The following is a 17,195-nucleotide window of genomic DNA, read 5'->3' on the forward strand; positions in this document are numbered from 1 at the left end:
GCAGACGAGGGTTGGAACGTCCCCGTCGCCGCTCCGACCTGCGCACCCTCGCAGAATCCCGGCGAAGACAGCGGTCGGCCAGGGAGGCTTGGCCAAGCGCTCATCGCTGAACGGACTCCCGGAGGTGGGCTGGGGGCGCCACCTCCGGGTGATCGACGGCGGTCAGCGGCGCGGCACGGCCGCGACCGCCGACGTCAGCGGGTACACCGAATGGAGGCGCTACCCCAGTAGTAGCCAGGCCCGAGCCGGGACGAGTCGGCGAACAGCAGCACGCACTGCTCGTTGCTGAAGCCCGAGATCAGCGCCTGGCGTCGGGCGTCCTTCTCCGCCTCGCGCTTGGCCTCCTTGGGGCTGTTCTCGAGGGCCATGCCGTTGAAGCCGCGCTCCTCGAGCACGCTCGCCTGTCCCGTCGCGGCAGGCGCGGCGAACGCCGCGGCCGGAGCGAGGACGGCGAGGCCGGTGACCATGGCGGCGACGACGCCGCGAACAACCATTGAACGCATTCCTGAAGACTCCTTCTGTTCTCTGGTTCCGGTCCTGGGGTTCAGCGCTGGCAGTTGACTGTCGCGGTGCCGAACCAGCTGCCCGGGATGTCTCCGGCCCTCGCGCTGGAGTAGGTCACGTAGCACTGCGATCGCAGGAATCCGGCCCACTCCGCCTTGCTGTAGGCGTGGTACACCGCGCTGTTCACCGCGCTGGTCTGGCTCGTGCCCTGAGCTGTCGCCGTGAACGAACGGGTTTCCGCCGATGCCGGTCCCGCCGCGATCACGATCGCGGCGGCAGCCAGTACGGCGGCGCCCAGCGTCTTCTGCATGCGCCTCCCCCTCTGTCATTCATCTCAGCTAATATGATCAAGAAGCAAGCTAGTCACGCACCATGGCGATGTCAACTGAAATGAATGATCTCTTCATGATTATCCATTTCAGCTGCCAGCGCCGCTTACCCTCCAGAGGCGCAGATGACCGACGAACAGGACCGCGCACCGGTGGCCGGCACGCTCAGCGACCGGATCGACCACCTGTTCCAGGTGGTCCGTCGCCCCAACGGCGAGCAGCACAGCCACGAGGAGGTGGCCAAGGCCTGCCGGGAGAGCACCGGTGAGACCTTCTCCGCGACCTACCTCTGGCAGCTTCGCACCGGCCGCAGGGACAACCCGACCAAGCGGCACCTGGAAGCCCTCGCCGCCTTCTTCCAGGTGCCACCCGCGTACTTCTTCGACGACGAACAGGGGACGGCGATCGCCAAGGAGTTGGAGTTGCTCGGCGCGTTGCGCAACAGCGCGGTGCGCGATGTGGCACTGCGCGCGGTCAACCTCTCCGAGGAGGGTCTCGGCACGGTCGCTGACATCATCGATGCCATTGAGCGCCGCGAGGCACAACGGGGCGGTGCCAGGGAGGCGCACGGTCGCAAGCCGGGGGAGTGAGGTTGCGGTACGCGCGAAACGCGCTCTGGCGACACTGCGCACAGATCGTGTCCACTGTGGACATACCCAATCCCTTTGACGTCGCCGCACTCGTCGCCGGACTCGCCGCCAGAAGAGGTCGGCCCATCGAGCTGATCCCGCTGGCGGCACGGTCCGGCACGCCGTGCGGCGTGCTCGCGGCAACTGACCGGACCGACTACATCTTCTACACCGCCGACACCAGCCCCCTGCACCAGGAGCACATCCTGGTGCACGAGCTGGGCCATCTCCTGTGCGGCCATGTGGGCTCCAGCGGGCTGGACGAGACGGTCTCCTCGGTGCTCATGCCGAACCTTCCGGTCGAGCTCGTACGGCGGGTGCTGGGTCGCACGACCTACGCCGAACGGCAGGAGCGGGAGGCGGAGACGATCGCTTCAATGATCATGCACAAGGCTCGCCGCGGCGTCCCCGCCGAACCGGTGAGCGGTGAACTGGAACGCCTGCACTCGGCGTTCGGTCCCGGTGACTGAGGTGATCAGCTACATCGCGTCCGGGCTGCTGGTGCTGATCAGCGCAGGCAAGCTGGCCGCCGCGCGGCGCGTCCCGTTGAGCCCAGGCATGCGATACCTGCTGGGATTCTTCCTGAGCATGGCGGCGGCGCTGGCGGTCTCAGCCGAGCCGACCGTGCGATTGCTGCCTGCCAATGAGCTGCCCACGACGGCCCTGGTGTGCCGGCTGGTGAGCAACGCGTTGCAGGTGCTGGCTGTGCACTTCCTGGTACGGCTGGCCCGTGCCACCCAGACCCCCGTACCGCGCACCCGATTGTGGCCGCTGGTGCTGTGCTGGGCGCTGATGGCGGTGTGCCTCGTCGACCTGGTGCTGCATGTCGACCAGTTCAGCGCTCCCGGTTTCGGCTGGCGGGTCGGCGCCGTCGGGTACCAGGTGGTGCTGGTCGGATACGCGGTCGGCTGTCTCATGACGTTCATGCGAGTGCTCACCCGGCATGCCCGGCAGTGCCCGCGCGGCAGCTTCCGCACCGGGCTGCGGGTGATCGTGACGGCCTCGGCGGTGACCGTGGTGTGGGGTCTGTACTCCGGCCTTCCCACGCTCTGGTTGTCGGTGACCAGCCTGTCCGGTGCCGACTTCCTGCCGGTCGGCCGAATGATCGGGCTGATGGCGATGGCGCTGTGGGTCGTGGGCGCGGTGGTGACCACCTGGCAGGGCATGGTGGAGCGACCGCTGCGGTGGCTGACGGCCCGGCGCGACCTCCGCTCGGTAACGCCGCTGTGGTCGGTGTTGGTGGCCGCGCTGCCCGGTATCGCGTTGCCGCCGCCCGCCCGGTGTGGCGCGGAGTTCGCGCTGTATCGCAAACTGATCGAGATCCGGGACGGCCTGCTGGTCCTGCGCCGGCATGTGCCGCCCGAACTGGCGGACTGGGTGCGCGAGTCGGCCCGCCGGCACGCCGCCGCCGAGGACGAGCCGACCGTGGCGGCCGCCGAGGTCGCCGCCGCGCTGGTGGCCCGGAAGTCCGGGCACAGCTGGCCGCAACCGCCTGCCGCGCGCACCTCCTCGGTGCCCAGCATCGACGCGGAGACGGCCTGGCTGAGCGCGGTGTCGGCGGCGTTCACCGGCTCACCGGTGGTGGACGAGGTCCGAAAGCGGGCGGGCGCTACCTACGCGATGCCCGCTGAAGCGGTCTGAACTCCGTGGGACCTCACACATGTCCGTGCGGGTTCACTCCGAAGGCGTTGCCGGCGGTCGACTTCCAAGGCGGCCCCGGGACGGCGGATCCGACGGAAGCCCCGGCCGTGTTCGCCCGGAACGTCGTGATCATTCGTTGAGGTAGAGACGGAACCCCTCCGCCTCCGGGGTGAACCCGAGGGATCGGTAGAGGCGATGCGCTCCGTCGTCCGCGTGCCGTTTGTGGGAAAGGAGCTGGATCTTGAAGCAGGACGCCTCGCGAGCGTCTTCCAGAGCCTGCCGGACGAGGAGTGTCGCAACGCCCTGTCGGCGGTGGGCGTATGCGACGACGACGGCTTCGACGAACGCACTCGGACGACAGTCATAGGTGATGTGCGGCATCAACATCATGCTGGCCGTCCCCACCGGCTCACCTTCCAGCTCGGCCAGGTAGACGGTCAGACCGGGCGTCGCCCCTACGCGTTCCCACATGGAGATCTCCCGGCTGGACGCCTCCCTTGGCGGCTCCGGTCGAGACGGCCGACTGGCCTGGTTCTGGGCCAGAACCACCCGAACAGCGGCCAGATCGGAACTCGACGCGCGACGCACGCGGTACCTAGAACCACTCATCAGAGGATGATCTCAGGTGGAGGCTCAGCCTCCGGTGGTGGGCAGGAGATCGAGCGTGTGGGTGAGGGCGGCGCGACCTTCGCGCAGGGCGGCGGCCGGATCGGTCCCGGCCGGTCCCTGCCAGCGGAGATAGACCATGGTGGAGCCGTGCTGCACAGCCAGGGCGACGTGGGCGACGGAGTCCCGGCCGATGGAACGCGGCTCGCCCTGGCGCCGTATGGCCAAGGTCTCGATCTCACCGACCCATGAGCCCTTGACGAAGGACTCAAGACGCCGGCCGACGCTGTAGGAGCTCGCCTCGTCGAGCTCACAGCTCCTCCCTCCGCCCCTGTCCGGTCCGGCCCACAGCAGCGGCCGGACGCGTGCCTGTTCGGCGCTCTGCTCATCGGGCAGGAACAGCACGTCCTCGCGGACGGAGACCTCGCCGATCAGGCGGCGCGTGACGGTGGGCGCACCGCCGTACACGTTCTCGTTGAAGGCCCACGAGCAGACCCAGTCATGAGAGACGTCCTCAGCGCTCGGCCACGGTGTCATGTTCTCGCCGTACACGGACGGCGGGGGCAGGGCGGCGGCCATCGCCGTCGAGGCCGCCGACGTGGCGCCGGAGGGTGCGGGACCGGTGGGATCGCCGCCCACGGCGGCCAGCACGGACGCCGCCACCTCGGCACCCTGGAACAGCGGCGGCCGGCCCGGTACGCCGCCTGCCTCGAATTCCCATTCCCACGACACCTCGGCCAGCAGCGCGCCACGCGCGGCCACGATCGTCGCCCTGGCGCCCGAGTCACCGTCCTCCGACCAGTTGTCCGTGGTGACCAGGGCCTGCATGCCGCGCCATCCCCAGCGGTCGAAATCGGCCACGTCGCTGAGCGCATAGTCCGGGCGATCGTCGCACTGCTCGGCGCCGCGCCGGGCCGCCGCGACCGAGCGGCTCGCCCGGGCGGGCGAGGTGATCCAGAACCGTGCCTCCAGCGGCCTCGCCACCTCCCCGGCGTGCAGCCGTCCGGTGTAGGCGGGCACGCCTTCGGGCGGCAGCCGTGCCTCGACGCCTGGCTCTTGCTCCGGCCGGCACCAGTGCAGCAGAGGAGCATCCAGGCTCAGCGCGAAGGGAGCGTAGATGATGCCCATGTCCTCCGAGCTGCGGTCGACGTGGTCGTCCACGCGGCCCCGCAGCCGGTCGGCGATCTCCTCCGCAGAGGCCGCCGCGTCCCCGGGCATCGGTAGCACGGGTGTCTTCAGCTGGTCGAAACCGCCGAGGGTGAACAACAGGGTGACGGCCGCGGCCGCGAGACGCATCCCACGACGTCTGACAAGATCCACAATGGATACGACGCCGCACCCCTGGCCGAGGTTCACCCGAAACGCGCATCCCCAACGAGCGGGCCGCTGACCGTCACGGGAAAAGACGTCCAAGCCGTCCCCGCGACACTCTCATCCAGCTCTTCGAGGCGCCGAGCGGCACTTGGGCGAGACGAGCCGGTGCGGCTCGACCAGCCGGGTGCGGTGGCACAGGTGAAGGTGAGTCGTTCGTCGTCGCGGCACGCCCGGGCGATTCCTCCTCTGATCGCACGGCCTCAGGACGCGGCGGTCAGGCCGGATTCGTAGGCGAAGACGACCAGTTGGGCTCGGTCTCGGGCTTCTGTCTTGGCGAGCAGGTTGCTCAGGTGGGTTTTGATCGTGCTGATGGCCAGGACCAGGTCGGAGGCTATTTCGGCATTGGACATGCCTCGGGCCACTCGGGCCAGGACGTCTCGTTCCCGGTCGGTGAGGGTGGCGAGGACCATGCGGGACGGAGTGGATCCGAGGAGGCGGTCGGCGGGGGACGGGGGTGTGGCGGTGAAGCGTTCGATCAGGCGGCGGGTCGCCGCCGGAGTCAGCAGGGCCTCGCCGGCCGCGACCACGCGGATCGCCGTCAGGAGGTCCTCCGGGGGTGAGTCCTTCAGGAGGAAGCCGCTGGCGCCTGCCCGGAGGCCGGCGAAGACGTACTCGTCCAGGTCGAACGAGGTCAGGATGATGACGCGGATCGACGGGTCTTCGGTGATCTTTCGGGTGGCGTCTATGCCGTTCGTTCCCGGCATGCGCACGTCCATCAACACCACGTCGGGGCGGAGGGCCACGGCCAGGTCCACTGCCTCGGCGCCGTTCTCCGCGGTGCCCACGACCCGCATGCCCGGTTCCGTGTTCAGGAGTGCCGAGAGCGAGACCCGAAGGAGGGCCTGGTCGTCGGCGAGCATGACTCGGATCATCGGCGGACCTCGTCCAGTGCGGGGGGCGTCTCTTCGGGGCCGTGGGGGAGCCAGGCGTCTACCCGCCAGCCGTCCGGGGACGTGGGCTCGGCGCTCACCGTGCCGCCGTAGAGGCGGGCTCGTTCCTTCATGCCGGGGACGCCCTGGCCCTCGCCGCGCGCGGCGACCGGGCCGGGGTTGAACACCCGCAGGCGGACGCCGTCGGCCTCGTGGGTGACGTCGACGGTCGCCGACCTGGTGGCGGCGTGCTTCACGGCGTTGGTCAGGGCCTCCTGAACGATCCGGTAGGCGGCCAGGTCGGCGCCGGCGGTCAGCGGGCGCGGGGTGCCGTGGATCGCCAGTTCGGCGCACAGTCCCGCCGCGGACGCCGCGGCGACGAGGTCGCCCAGGTCGGCCAGGCCGGGCTGGGGGGCGAGGCCGTCGGCGTCGTCGCTGCGGAGGAGGTTCATCAGACGGCGCATCTCCGCGAGGGATGAGCGGCCGGTCTGCTCGATCGTCTCGACGACCTCGTGGAGCGGGTCGTCGGGGGCGGAGCGGAGGCGCGCGATGCCGGCCTGGACGGTCATCAGAGTCACCCCGTGGGCGACGACGTCGTGCAGTTCGCGGGCGATCGTCAGGCGTTCCGCGGCGATCCGGGCCCCGGCTTCGGCGTCGGCGCGTCGGCGCTGCTGGTCGGCGAAGGCGCTCATCCACAGGCGGCGCTGGCGGACGGCGTCGGCCAGCACGCACGGTGGCAGCGTGGTGATCAGCGGGACCACGACGAGCTGGAGGGGGGTCATGTCGTCCTGGTGGAGGACGATCCCCTGGGCCAGCAGCCAGGTTCCGGCGCCGGTGAGGAGGGCCGCGCGTCTCGACCGGACGGCGACCGAGTAGGAGGCCAGCATCCAGGCGGCGGGCTGCGTGGTGGCCTCCAGCTGGAAGACGAGCGAGTAGGTGATGGCGTCCGTCCAGATCAGGACGGGCACCGGGTACCTGCGGCGGAGCAGGACCGGGGCCGTGACCAGGAGCAGGGGCAGGAACAGGCCGGGCTCGCCGTCGCCGTCCGCGGCGAGCCCGGCCAGCAGCAGGACGGCGACGGCGTCCAGGGCGGTCCAGTGCCACGGTCGCATCGCATTCACGATGCGACCGTATCGACATGGTTCGTCCCGCCGCTTCCCCCCACGGTCCGAAGAGTGATCGGCACCGTGGGGGGAAGCGGCCCGCGCGCCCGATCGGCGACCGTGGAGCCCAGGGAGGTAAAAGATGATCGAAGTCACCGGTCTGGTCAGGCGCTACGGCAGGGCCGCGGCCGTCGACGGGCTCACCTTCACGGTCCGTCCGGGACGCGTCACCGGGTTCCTCGGGCCGAACGGCGCGGGCAAGTCCACCACCATGCGGCTCATCCTCGGGCTCGACCGGGCGCACGAAGGCCGCGTCCTGATCGACGGGCGGCCGCTGCGCGATCTCGACCGGCCGCTCACCCGGGTCGGGGCGCTGCTGGACGCCTCAGCGGTGCATTCCGGGCGGACGGCCAGAAACCATCTGCGGGTGATCGCGGCGGCCAACGGCATCGGGGATCGCCGGGTGGACGCCTGCCTGGAGCTGGCCGGGCTGGCCGCGGTGGCCGGCCGCCGGATCCGCGGGTTCAGCCTGGGCATGCGCCAGCGGCTCGGCATCGCCGCGGCCCTGCTCGGCGACCCCGGTGTCCTGCTGTTCGACGAACCGGTCAACGGCCTGGACGCGGAGGGCATCCAGTGGGTCCGCACCCTGATGCGGGACCTGGCCGCCGAGGACCGGACGGTCTTCGTCTCGTCCCACCTGATGGCCGAGATGCAGAACACCGCCGACCACCTGATCGTGATCGGCCGCGGCAGGCTCCTGGCCGACGCCCCCATCGGCGATCTGATGGCGACGGCGTCCATCGAGCTCCGGGTCCCCGAGACGAAGACCGGTACGGCGGTCGGGCTGCTCGCACGAGCCGGCGGAGACGTCACCGTCGACGGGGGCGGCCTGCTCGTCAAGGGCGTCGACGCGACCCGTGCCGGAGAACTCCTCCTCGGAGCCGGCATCCCGATCGTCCACCTCGCCGAACGCCGCTCCTCCCTCGAGGAGGCCTACCTGGACCTCACCGGCGAAGCAGTCGAATACCACGCTCTGGAGGGGCGGTCATGACAGACATCCGGTACATCATGCGGTCGGAGCGGATCAAGCTTGGGTCGGTGCGGTCGACGTGGTGGTGCCTGGGGGCGGCGACGGTGCTCGTGCCGGTGTTCGGAGCGCTGACGGCGTTGTCGGTCGATCCGGTCGAAGCGGCGGCGCGGCCCAAGGCCTGGCTGGTGGAGGGCGGGTTCGACCCGCTTGAGCCGCTGAGCGCCGTGCTGCTGGCGCAGTTCGCGTTCGGGGTGCTGGGAGTGCTGACGGTCACGTCGGAGTACTCGACCGGGCAGATCCGCAGCTCGCTGCTGGCCGTTCCGCGGCGGCGGCTGTTCCTGGCGGCGAAGCTGGCGACGCTGGTCGCGGTGGTCGCGGCGGTGGCGTCGGCGCTCACGTTCGGGACGTTCTTCCTGACCCAGGCCCTCTACCCGGACGGGCTCGGGATCGGGCTGGGCGACGGCGGCGCCTGGAAGGCTCTGCTCGGCAGCGTCGCCTACACGGTCTTCATCGCGGTGTTCGGATTCGCGGTCGGAGCGGCGGTACGCGGGACGGGGGCGGCGATCACGGTGTTCATGGTGGTGACGTTCGTGGTGATGAGCGCCCTGCCCGCAGTGCTCCCCAACGTGCTGCGGGAGCACGTCGTCCACTACACCTTCTTCGGGCTCGCCGAATCGCTGACGACGCTCCAGCCGGATCCACAGCCGGGAACGCTCGTGGCCACTCTGCTCCTGGCCGCGTACGCCGCCCTCGCGCTGGCCCCGGCGCTGCTGCTGGTGGAGCGGCGGGACAACTGATCAGAGCCGGACCGCATGGGATCCGGTCGGGACTGGGAGGTGCGCGCCTCCCGGCCTCGATCACCGCCTGTGCGGCCCTCGAGCCCGGTCAGCGCTTGACCTCGCACAGCGACTTGAGCTGCTCGGCCAGCTGGTCGATCCGGTAGTACAGCCGTGGCGGGATGCGCGAAAGCAGCGCGGAGTGTCGCTGGCCGAGCAGCGCGAACATCTGCGGCGGTGGAAGGTTGATGTAGCGCGGGAGGTTCTCATACCACTGGGCGCTGTAGCGGGCCGCTCTCTGGGGAGACCGGATCGCGGATCTGCGTTCCCGCTCGTAGCGGGCGAGAGCGGACGGAAGTCGCGTGTCCCTGTGCAGCGCGTTGACCAGGAAGGCGGCGTCTCCCAGCGCGAGGGCGGTGCCCGCGCCGACGGAGTAGTGAGTGGTGTGCGCGGCGTCCCCGAGCAGGACGAGGTTGCCTCGATGCCACGTCCGGTTGGTCAGGGTGCGAAAGTTCAGCCAGTGCGCGCCGCCGTCAGCGGGCGCCCGGCCGATCAACGGATGCCCGTCCAGTATGTCGGCGAAGAGCTTCTCCAGGAGGGCCAGGCCGTCGGCCTCGTTCGCCTGATGGAGCCCGAGTTCCCTCCAGGTCGTGGGGGAGCACTCGATGACGCAGGTGCTGTGGCTGTCGCTGAATCCGTAGCCGTAACACCAGATCCAGCCGTGCGGCGTCTCCACGAAGGCGAAGGTGAAGGAGTCGAAGATCTTGGTGGTGCCGAGCCAGGCGTAGGTGTTTCGCCCGACCGAGACCTCGGTGCCGAAGTGGTCGGCGTGGCGCTCGCGCAGCACGCTGTTGACGCCGTCGCCGGCGACGACGAGGTCGGCGTCGGTCAGCTCGCCCTCGTCGGCGATCTCACGCTCGAACTCGATGCGCACGCCGAGGGAGCGGGCCTGCTCGGCGAGGATGCCGAGCAGCTCGCGCCGGCCGATGCCGAACCCCTCCTCTCCGTGATGCGCCGTTATCGTCGTACGGTCGCGGACGTGCACGACCCAGCTGTCCCAGCGGACCGAGTGCTCGCGGATGGCGCGCGCGGAATCGGGGTCGATGCTGTGGAGATCGTTGAGCAGGTCGGCCCAGTAGGTCACGCCCCAGCCGTACGTCGACCCGGCTGGGTTCCGCTCGTAAACGGTGATGTCGTGGGACGGGTCCACACGCTTCATCAGTATCGAGAAGTACAGGCTGGCGGGTCCGCCGCCGACGCAGGCGACCTTCACACGAGCTCCCATTGCTACCTAAGGTGATTGATTCGTAACATAGAGTAACATATGAGATGTGTGGCGCGGTGCCCCCATAAGAGGGCCCTGACGGGTTCGGGTGCGCTGACGGGAACGCCCGCCTTCGTGGCCTCCGAGCTGACCGGCATTGCCATCAGCCGGGGTGACTCACCGCTCCGGGCAGGGGCGCGGCGCAATGAACCTGGGCGTCACCGGTGATCAGGCGGGCTACAGAGTAGGTGCGTAACGGCGCAGCAGAGTCATGCCAAGGGCGACCTGGGCGGGTTCCAGCGTGGTCTTGCCGTCCTCGATGTCCCACAACGCGTTCTGCAGGATGCGGCCGAGCGTCCACCCGGTCGCCCGCTGCCGGTCCAGGCCGAGCGCCTCGGTGAGGAGGTCGAAGCGGCGGAGGACCGTGCGGGTCACGTCGCCGGTCGCCACCACCGCCTCTTCCCATCGGCTGTCCAGCGCCGGCCACAGGTCGAACCCGGGGTCGCCGGCCAGCGGTTCGGGGTCGATGGCCAGCCATGGTTCCCGTTGCCCGGCGAGGATGTTGTCGTAGTGCAGATCCCAGTGCAGCAGGCGGTCACCGGGTTCGCCGATCAATTCGGCCATGGCGGACGCGCAGGTGCGTACCAGTTGTTGCTCGGCCGGGTCACGCAATGCCGGCACAGCGCGTGGAACCTGGTCCAGCATGACGGCGGCGATGTCGGCCAGGCGCCGCAGGCCAGATGGGGCGGGCACCGCGACCAGGCGCGCCATCAGTTCGGCGAGGATCCGCATGGCGGCATCGTCGTCAGCCACCGACGACAGCGGCCGGGCTGCGTCCAGTCGTTCCAGCAACATGGTGCCGGTGTCCGGGTCGTGGTCGAGCAGGCGCACCACGCCGTTGCCGTCCCATGCCCGCAGACCAAGCGCGGCGCCGGCGTTGTCTTCGCTTGCCTGCTGGAATTTCAGCACCGCGGGCGCACCATCCGCGCGGATCACCGGCAGCACGAGCGAGGCCTGGCCGTGTTCTGCGGGGCCGTCCGGCCGCAGTGTCCAGTGCTCCAGGAAGTCCGCGGCCAGTCGGGGCAATTCGGCGATCCAGGCACGGCCTGACGCATTGTTCTTGCCGTACGCCGCGGCGAACGTGTCGGGGACGTCGACGGGGATCGGCGCGCTCATGTCGGGTATCTCCTTTGTGGGTTTCGGGGTGTTCAGGATACGAAGGAGGCCCTGGGGGTGCCTGGTGGCGACGTTCACCGGGTCGAGATGGAGCTCGGTGGGGCAAGGGCTGCAAGACGCCCTCTGAAGCAGTCCGTGCAGGACTTACCGGCTCAGTCATGTGCTGCCGGTGTCAGGGAGGCATTCCAGAAGTCGGCGTAGCGGCCGGCGCGGCGGAGCAACTCGTCGTGGCGTCCTTCTTCCACGATCCGGCCGCCGTCGAGAAAGGCGATGCGGTCGGCGCGTTGGACGGTTCGCATCCGATGGGCGACCATCACGACCGTCCGGCCGGCCATCAGACGTTCGATGCCCTCCTGGACGGCTGTCTCGTTGACCGAGTCCAGTGCGGAGGTGACCTCGTCCAGGAGCACGATGGGCGCGTTCTTCAGCAGCGCGCGAGCGATCGAGACGCGCTGGCGTTCGCCTCCCGACAGCAGCGCGCCGCCTTCGCCGACATTCGCCGCCCATCCGCCGGGCAGCCGCTTGATCACCTCGTCCAGCCGCGCGGCGCTCGCCGCCGTCCGCAGCTCGGCCTCGGTGGCCTCGGGTCGGCCCAGCCGTACGTTGTCCTCAATCGTGCCGTCGAAGAGGTAGACGTCCTGGAAGACGATGGCGATCTGCGCCATCAACACCTCGGTGTCGATGGCGCGCACGTCCACCCCTCCTACGCGCACCGCGCCCGCGTCCACGTCGTGGAACCGCGCGAGCAACTGCAGCAGTGTGCTTTTGCCCGCGCCTGAGGGGCCGACCACGGCGAGCCGCTGCCCCTCGGGCACGGACAACGACAGGTCGTCGAACACCGTGCGGTCGCCATGCTGGAAGGCGACGGCCTCCACATCCAGGCCATGACCCACCGGCTGGATCGGTTCCGGTGCTTCCGGCAGCGGCTCGGTGCGCAGGACCGCGTCGAGTCTGGCCAGTTCGGAGCGCGCGGCGCGGAGTTTGCCGCCGATGTCGGCCAGCGACAGGACCGGATCGGCGCAGCGGGCGGCCAGCACCAGGATCGTCAGCACCTCCGCAACACCGACGCTCCCGCCGAGCGCGAGGTAGGCGCCCAGAACCAGCAACACGGTGAACATCGCCTGCACCACGAGCGTCAAGCCGATCATGCCGGGCAACACCGACAACACGGTACGGCGGGAAGCGCGCTGAAGTTCTCGCAGCGCGTCATCGAGCAACGCGAAGCGTTGGACGCTCCGGCCGCCGACGCGCAGCACCGGCTGAGCCTGAAGGAACTCGATGACCCGCCCGGTGGCCTCGGTGTCACGTTCGTGGCGGTCGGCATCGCCTGCGGCCATCGAGCGGCCGGTCCAGATCTGGATCGCCGCCACAAGCGGCACAGCGACCAGCGCGGCCAGCCCTAGCTGCCAGTTGAAGGCGAGCATCACGCCAACGATCGTCACAGGGGTGACGAAGGCGGAGATGTAGGGCGCCAGCAGATGCGCGATCACGCCCATCGTCTCCAGCACGCCCTGGCTGGCCAGGACGGACACCTCCCCGACTCGGCCGGTGCTGTACCAGCCGAGGGGCAGCCGGGCCAGATGATCGCCGAGGCGGTGATACATGCCGCGCAACAGCGTGGTTCCGGCGCGGAAGCCGAACAGATCGCTGACATAGCGCAGCACCGCGTAGATCGCGACCGCGCCGCCGAACGTGATCAGCCAGGGCAGCGCGTCTGCGGGGTTGCTGCCGAACAGGGGCCGCAGCACGGGAACCAGCAGGGCGTAGGACAAACCCTCGACGATCGAGGTCATCGTCATCAAGGCCACGGCGCGACGCACTGGCCGGGCGTGATCATGGCCCAGGACGTGCAGCAGCATGCGAATCATCGATACTCCTTGGATTGCCAGAAGGCGGCGAATTTTCCGTTCTCTGCCAGGAGGTCGGCGGGTCTGCCCTGCTCGACGATCGACCCGTTGTCCAGCATCACGATGGTGTCGGCGTCGGCGACGGTCTCCAGGCGGTGGGCGATGACCAGGATCGTGCGATCGCCCTCCAGCGCCGCCAGTGCCTGCCGTACCGCCTGCTCGGTCTGCGGGTCGGCGAACGCGGTCGCCTCGTCCAGCACCAGGACGGGTGTGGCGGCGAGCAGGGCCCGGGCGAGGGCGATCCGCTGCGCCTCGCCACCTGACAGCCCGGCCTCCTGCCCGAGCACCGTGTCGTAGCCGCGTGGCAGCTCAAGAATTCGGTCATGGATGTTCGCCATCCGGGCGGCGCGGACCACGTCGTCAAAATCAGCGTGTGGTACGGCAAGCGCGATGTTGTCCGCGACCGATGCGCGCAGCACGCGAACGTCCTGGAAGACGAAGGAGACCATCCGGTAGAGGTCATGGCTGCTGAGCTCGCGCAGATCGACGCCGCCCAGGGTGATCGAACCGTGGGTCGGGTCGAAGAAGCGCGGCAGCAACTGGACCAGCGTGGACTTGCCGCTGCCCGAGGGCCCGACGATCGCGGTGACCGTACCCGGTTCGAGGACCAGGTCGATCCCGCGCAACACCTCGCGATCGTCTTCGTAGCCGAAGCGGACGTCACGCAGTTCCACCCGGTGGCCCTGCGGCGGACGCGGGTGCGCGGGCTCCGGCAGCGGCGCCACCTCGAGCACGTCCCGGATCCGGCCGATCGCGCGCCTGGCGGCCTGCAGGTCGTCGAAGCTGTGGGCGATGAGGGCCGCCACCGGAGCGGTCAGGCCCAGTCCCAGCAGCAGGAACGGCAGCAGGTCGGCCGGGGGCAGGCCACCTGTCGCGATCAGGGCGGTGCCGCCGATCAGGACGACCAGCAGCACGAACGGCGGTGACAGCACCAGTTGCATTCCGGCGGCGATCACGGAGAGGCCGCGCACGAAGCGGTAGTAGATGCCGACGAAATCGTCGGTGGCCGTGCGGAACCTGCGGTGGGCGCGTCCGGAACCGCCGAACGCCTTGACCACCGAGATGCCCTGGACGAACTCGACGACGGAATTGGCGATCTGCCCCATGGCCGCATCGAACTGCTTCTCCTCACGCAGCCGGGTCGGGGTCATCATCAGCGGGACGTGCGCCACGGCCAGCACCACCGGGATCAGCGTGATCAATGTGAGCCGCCAGTCGATGGTGAACAGGTAGACCAGCGAGAGCAGTGGCACCACGAACGCGGCGATGAGCTCGCCGGGAGCGTGGGCGATGAACGGGTGTACGGCACTGACGTCCTGGCCCACCACCTTGGTCAGCTCGCCGGTCCGGTGCCGGGAGAACCAGCCGATCGGCACGCGTCCCAGCCGCGCGGCCAGGTGCCGGCGAAGGGCCAGTTGCACCCGGCCGTCGAGCAGGTGCCCGATTCCGGATGACGCGGCCGTGAACAGCAGTCGGACAAGCAAGCCGACCGCACCGGCGATCACGACGAACCAGACACGATCGTGATCGATCGGGCCAGGCGCCAACAGGCTGCGCCCCAGTTCGATGACCGCCAGCAGCGGTGCCAGACCCGCGACGGCGCCGATCACCTGCAAGATGACAACGGCGGCGAAGCTCCGTCGGTAAGGGCGCAGCAGCCCTGCCACGGACTGTCCCGCCGCGTCATCGGCGTCCAGTGAGGGCGGGGACTGCTCCCTCGTCGGCGCAAAGTCGGTCGTGGTCATCGCTCTCCTGTCTTCGTGGCGGGGCCCCCGTCAGCCGACAGGCCATCCGGAGGAACTCGAGGATCTCTGTCTGCGCGGCCTTCGCTTGCGGAGCAAGGCAGGCATGCTGACGAAGGCTCGCCCTGACCACCGTCTCCACGACCTGGAGCCCGCCGTGGAGCTTCCGATGCAGGTCGGGGCCGACAAGGTCGCACGCCTTCGCCGGCATCACCGCCAGGAGCCTGCGGTGTCGCAGTGCCGAACGTGCCGCGGTCGTTCCTGCTTCCATCCCGTCTCGGCATGCTTGTCGTCTTGGTGAAAGCGACTTTCTCCGGGGTCAGCCGTACATGGCCGTGCCGTACAGAGCCGCAAGCGCTTCGTCGATGGGATGGGGCTGCGGCCTGCCCGTGGAGTCGAGCCTGTTCCACCTCTGCATGTTCACCGCGACGGACATCTGCCGCTTGCCGTCGGCGCTGGTCATGGCCAGCGCTCCGGCACCCCAGACGGTGCCGCCATGCCCCCAGAAGGTGCCGCCGCCGGGCATCTCCATCGGGTACAGGCCCAGCCCGTAGTCGATGATCTTGCTCTCCTGGGAGATGACGCGGACGGTACGCCGCATCTCCGTCAGCGACGACGGGCTGACGATCTCACCGGCGAACAGCAAGCCGAAGAACCGGTTGAGATCCGCGACGGTCGAGATCAGCGAACCCGCCAGCCCCGCAAAGGACATGTCGAAGACGCTGAAGTCGCGCGGCGGCTCGATCATGCCGAACCACGCCTCGTAGATATGCGACTGCGGCCCGCTGAACCGCGGTCCATCGGGAAGCTCGGTGTCCCGCAGCCCAGCGCGCTCGATGACGTTCTGGGTGATGTACGTCTCGGCCTTCGTACCGGTTACCTGCTCCAGAAGCTGGCCGAGCAGGAGGTAGTTGGTGTTGGAGTACAACCCCGGAGTGCCGCCTGGCGCGCCGAAAGCGGGTGCGGAGACGCCCTTCTCGATCAGCTCGACGGCGTGGAACCGGGTGAGCCGGTGGTCCTCCAGGCTCTGCGGCCTCGTGTCGGCCACGACAGGGAAGGCCTTGAGGGAGGGGTAGACGTACGGGAGGTATTCGGCAAGACCACTGGTGTGGTTGATCAACATCCGGACCGTGATCGCATCGCCGCGTTCTCCGGGAAGCAGCTTCGGCAGGTAGCGGCCGATCGGCGCGTCGAGACCAATCTGACCACCTTCGACCAGCTGCATCACCGCGGCGGCGGTGAAGGTCTTGGTGATGCTGCCGACGCGGTGCCGCATGTCGGCGGAGACAGGGCAGCCGGTGGCGAGGTCGGCGACCCCGGCGGCGCCGCACCAGACCTCGTCGCCGTCACGTACCTCGGCGAACAGGCCGGGCATTCCGGCGCGGTGGACGTTCTCCAGAGCGGTGTTCAGCTCTTCGGGACTTCTCATGACGTGCGTCCTTCCGTCGGCGCCGGGCTCATGTCCCATTATGCACGCACTGCGTGCAACGGTAGGTGCATAGGTATGCTTATCTCCGACGAGAGGGATGAGATGGCAGGTAGAAGGCGCTGGTCGACCGAAGAGATCCTGGACACGGCGGCGGAGCTGCTGCGCACGAGCGACGCCGAGTCGTTCAGCGTGCGCAAGCTCGCAGCAGTGCTCGGCACCGATTCCTCCAGCCTCTACCGGCACTTCCGCAACAAGACCGAACTGCTGCGCGCGGTCGCCGACCGAATCCTCCTGGCCGCCATGGACGGCTACAGGCCCGAAGGCGACTGGAAGCAGCGCATCACCACCCTGGCCCTGCGCGTGAGAGAGGCCTTCGGCCAGCACCCCCAGCTCGCCGCGGTCTGGGGACGCTACGCGTCAAGCGGCACCGGTTCGCGACTGGTCATGGAAGAGGTGCTGCAGGCCCTGCGCGCGTCGGGACTGCCTGACGCGCAGATCCCTGCGCGCTACCACCGGATCGCGGTTCTCATCTCCGCGTTGATCGCCTCCGAGGCCGGGATCAGCACCCTCACCCCCGAAGAGCACGAACAGGGCATGGAGCTGTTCCGCGTCGCAGTACTCGGCGCCGACCCCGAACGCTTCCCAGCTCTGGCCCACTTCGCCCGCGACGTCCGCCCTCTCGGGGTGGACCGCCGCGCCGCGTTCGAAGAAATCTTCGCCGTCCAACTCGCCCACATCGAGGCCGCAATCTGCCCGAGCTAGCCGACCTGGCCGCGCTGTCCCGCGGGCAGTCCAACCGGTAGGTCGCCCGAGGCG

The 17,195-nt window shown here is 69.3% G+C and carries 17 protein-coding genes; 6 read left to right on the top strand and 11 right to left on the bottom strand.

Going from position 1 to position 17,195, the window contains the following annotated elements; translation table 11 throughout:
- Positions 1-194 precede the first annotated feature (194 nt).
- Together PKF00_RS12945 and PKF00_RS12950 are read right to left on the bottom strand one after the other, a co-directional pair.
- Positions 195-503, bottom strand: a complete 309-nt coding sequence (locus tag PKF00_RS12945) for a hypothetical protein (RefSeq protein ID WP_271217697.1) — start codon at positions 501-503, stop codon at positions 195-197.
- Positions 504-544: 41 nt separating this feature from the next.
- Complete coding sequence (locus PKF00_RS12950; protein WP_271217698.1) at positions 545-814, bottom strand: hypothetical protein; 270 nt, start codon at positions 812-814, stop codon at positions 545-547.
- 144 nt (positions 815-958) lie between these two features.
- Between PKF00_RS12950 and PKF00_RS12955 the strand changes: the two genes are divergently transcribed.
- From PKF00_RS12955 to PKF00_RS12965, 3 genes are read left to right on the top strand one after another with little or no spacing between them, the layout of a single operon-like run.
- Positions 959-1,423: a helix-turn-helix domain-containing protein gene (locus PKF00_RS12955; RefSeq protein ID WP_271217699.1), complete on the top strand. Its 465-nt coding sequence runs from the start codon at positions 959-961 to the stop codon at positions 1,421-1,423.
- 56 nt (positions 1,424-1,479) lie between these two features.
- Positions 1,480-1,932 carry an ImmA/IrrE family metallo-endopeptidase gene (locus tag PKF00_RS12960; RefSeq protein ID WP_271217700.1) on the top strand — a complete coding sequence of 151 codons (453 nt, stop codon included), beginning with the start codon at positions 1,480-1,482 and terminating at the stop codon, positions 1,930-1,932.
- A gap of 1 nt (position 1,933) precedes the next feature.
- A complete protein-coding gene (locus PKF00_RS12965; RefSeq protein ID WP_271217701.1) occupies positions 1,934-3,103 on the top strand; it encodes an MAB_1171c family putative transporter in 1,170 nt (389 codons plus the stop codon).
- Between the two features lie 129 nt (positions 3,104-3,232).
- On the opposite strand, the gene PKF00_RS12970 is transcribed toward PKF00_RS12965, so the two are convergent.
- From PKF00_RS12970 to PKF00_RS12985, 4 genes are all read right to left on the bottom strand, one after another.
- Positions 3,233-3,712 (bottom strand): GNAT family N-acetyltransferase, encoded by a 480-nt coding sequence (locus tag PKF00_RS12970; RefSeq protein WP_271217702.1) that lies wholly within the window; start codon positions 3,710-3,712, stop codon positions 3,233-3,235.
- A 24-nt stretch (positions 3,713-3,736) separates the two neighbouring features.
- On the bottom strand, positions 3,737-5,005 hold the full coding sequence (locus PKF00_RS12975) for a hypothetical protein (RefSeq protein ID WP_271217703.1): 1,269 nt from the start codon (positions 5,003-5,005) through the stop codon (positions 3,737-3,739).
- Between the two features lie 278 nt (positions 5,006-5,283).
- Positions 5,284-5,955, bottom strand: coding sequence for a response regulator (locus PKF00_RS12980; protein WP_271217704.1), 672 nt, complete (start codon positions 5,953-5,955; stop codon positions 5,284-5,286).
- Positions 5,952-7,064 (bottom strand): sensor histidine kinase, encoded by a 1,113-nt coding sequence (locus PKF00_RS12985; RefSeq protein ID WP_271217828.1) that lies wholly within the window; start codon positions 7,062-7,064, stop codon positions 5,952-5,954. Before PKF00_RS12985 ends, PKF00_RS12980 begins: the two co-directional genes overlap by 4 nt.
- Positions 7,065-7,197: 133 nt before the next feature.
- Here PKF00_RS12985 and PKF00_RS12990 point away from each other — a divergent pair, with 133 nt between their 5' ends.
- Positions 7,198-8,106 carry an ABC transporter ATP-binding protein gene (locus tag PKF00_RS12990; protein WP_271217705.1) on the top strand — a complete coding sequence of 303 codons (909 nt, stop codon included), beginning with the start codon at positions 7,198-7,200 and terminating at the stop codon, positions 8,104-8,106.
- Positions 8,103-8,882, top strand: a complete 780-nt coding sequence (locus PKF00_RS12995) for a hypothetical protein (protein WP_271217706.1) — start codon at positions 8,103-8,105, stop codon at positions 8,880-8,882. The genes PKF00_RS12990 and PKF00_RS12995 overlap by 4 nt, the downstream gene beginning before the upstream one ends.
- 88 nt (positions 8,883-8,970) lie before the next feature.
- Here PKF00_RS12995 and PKF00_RS13000 read toward each other — a convergent pair whose 3' ends face one another.
- From PKF00_RS13000 to PKF00_RS13020, 5 genes are all read right to left on the bottom strand, one after another.
- Positions 8,971-10,146, bottom strand: coding sequence for an FAD-dependent monooxygenase (locus PKF00_RS13000; protein WP_271217707.1), 1,176 nt, complete (start codon positions 10,144-10,146; stop codon positions 8,971-8,973).
- Between the two features lie 216 nt (positions 10,147-10,362).
- Positions 10,363-11,301, bottom strand: a complete 939-nt coding sequence (locus tag PKF00_RS13005; RefSeq protein WP_271217708.1) for an aminoglycoside phosphotransferase family protein — start codon at positions 11,299-11,301, stop codon at positions 10,363-10,365.
- 152 nt (positions 11,302-11,453) lie between these two features.
- The gene (locus PKF00_RS13010) at positions 11,454-13,169 is read right to left on the bottom strand and encodes an ABC transporter ATP-binding protein (RefSeq protein WP_271217709.1); all 1,716 of its coding nucleotides are present in this window, start codon (positions 13,167-13,169) and stop codon (positions 11,454-11,456) included.
- Positions 13,166-14,953 (bottom strand): ABC transporter ATP-binding protein, encoded by a 1,788-nt coding sequence (locus tag PKF00_RS13015; protein WP_271217710.1) that lies wholly within the window; start codon positions 14,951-14,953, stop codon positions 13,166-13,168. The genes PKF00_RS13010 and PKF00_RS13015 overlap by 4 nt, the downstream gene beginning before the upstream one ends.
- Positions 14,954-15,269: 316 nt before the next feature.
- Positions 15,270-16,379: a serine hydrolase domain-containing protein gene (locus PKF00_RS13020; RefSeq protein ID WP_271217711.1), complete on the bottom strand. Its 1,110-nt coding sequence runs from the start codon at positions 16,377-16,379 to the stop codon at positions 15,270-15,272.
- 102 nt (positions 16,380-16,481) lie between these two features.
- Here PKF00_RS13020 and PKF00_RS13025 point away from each other — a divergent pair, with 102 nt between their 5' ends.
- Complete coding sequence (locus PKF00_RS13025; protein ID WP_271217712.1) at positions 16,482-17,141, top strand: TetR/AcrR family transcriptional regulator; 660 nt, start codon at positions 16,482-16,484, stop codon at positions 17,139-17,141.
- Positions 17,142-17,195: the final 54 nt, after the last annotated feature.

The sequence above is a fragment of the Streptosporangium carneum genome (assembly GCF_027922005.1).
Classification (GTDB): domain Bacteria; phylum Actinomycetota; class Actinomycetes; order Streptosporangiales; family Streptosporangiaceae; genus Streptosporangium; species Streptosporangium carneum.

Excerpts from the sequence above, each read along its gene's own strand:
- PKF00_RS12945 (WP_271217697.1), bottom strand. The coding sequence starts at position 503 with ATGCGTTCAATGGTTGTTCGCGGCGTCGTCGCCGCCATGGTCACCGGC.
- PKF00_RS12950 (WP_271217698.1), bottom strand. The coding sequence starts at position 814 with ATGCAGAAGACGCTGGGCGCCGCCGTACTGGCTGCCGCCGCGATCGTG.
- PKF00_RS12955 (WP_271217699.1), top strand. The coding sequence starts at position 959 with ATGACCGACGAACAGGACCGCGCACCGGTGGCCGGCACGCTCAGCGAC.
- PKF00_RS12970 (WP_271217702.1), bottom strand. The coding sequence starts at position 3,712 with ATGAGTGGTTCTAGGTACCGCGTGCGTCGCGCGTCGAGTTCCGATCTG.
- PKF00_RS12975 (WP_271217703.1), bottom strand. The coding sequence starts at position 5,005 with ATGCGTCTCGCGGCCGCGGCCGTCACCCTGTTGTTCACCCTCGGCGGT.
- PKF00_RS12980 (WP_271217704.1), bottom strand. The coding sequence starts at position 5,955 with ATGATCCGAGTCATGCTCGCCGACGACCAGGCCCTCCTTCGGGTCTCG.
- PKF00_RS12985 (WP_271217828.1), bottom strand. The coding sequence starts at position 7,064 with ATGCGACCGTGGCACTGGACCGCCCTGGACGCCGTCGCCGTCCTGCTG.
- PKF00_RS12990 (WP_271217705.1), top strand. The coding sequence starts at position 7,198 with ATGATCGAAGTCACCGGTCTGGTCAGGCGCTACGGCAGGGCCGCGGCC.
- PKF00_RS12995 (WP_271217706.1), top strand. The coding sequence starts at position 8,103 with ATGACAGACATCCGGTACATCATGCGGTCGGAGCGGATCAAGCTTGGG.
- PKF00_RS13000 (WP_271217707.1), bottom strand. The coding sequence starts at position 10,146 with ATGGGAGCTCGTGTGAAGGTCGCCTGCGTCGGCGGCGGACCCGCCAGC.
- PKF00_RS13005 (WP_271217708.1), bottom strand. The coding sequence starts at position 11,301 with ATGAGCGCGCCGATCCCCGTCGACGTCCCCGACACGTTCGCCGCGGCG.
- PKF00_RS13010 (WP_271217709.1), bottom strand. The coding sequence starts at position 13,169 with ATGATTCGCATGCTGCTGCACGTCCTGGGCCATGATCACGCCCGGCCA.
- PKF00_RS13015 (WP_271217710.1), bottom strand. The coding sequence starts at position 14,953 with ATGACCACGACCGACTTTGCGCCGACGAGGGAGCAGTCCCCGCCCTCA.
- PKF00_RS13020 (WP_271217711.1), bottom strand. The coding sequence starts at position 16,379 with ATGAGAAGTCCCGAAGAGCTGAACACCGCTCTGGAGAACGTCCACCGC.
- PKF00_RS13025 (WP_271217712.1), top strand. The coding sequence starts at position 16,482 with ATGGCAGGTAGAAGGCGCTGGTCGACCGAAGAGATCCTGGACACGGCG.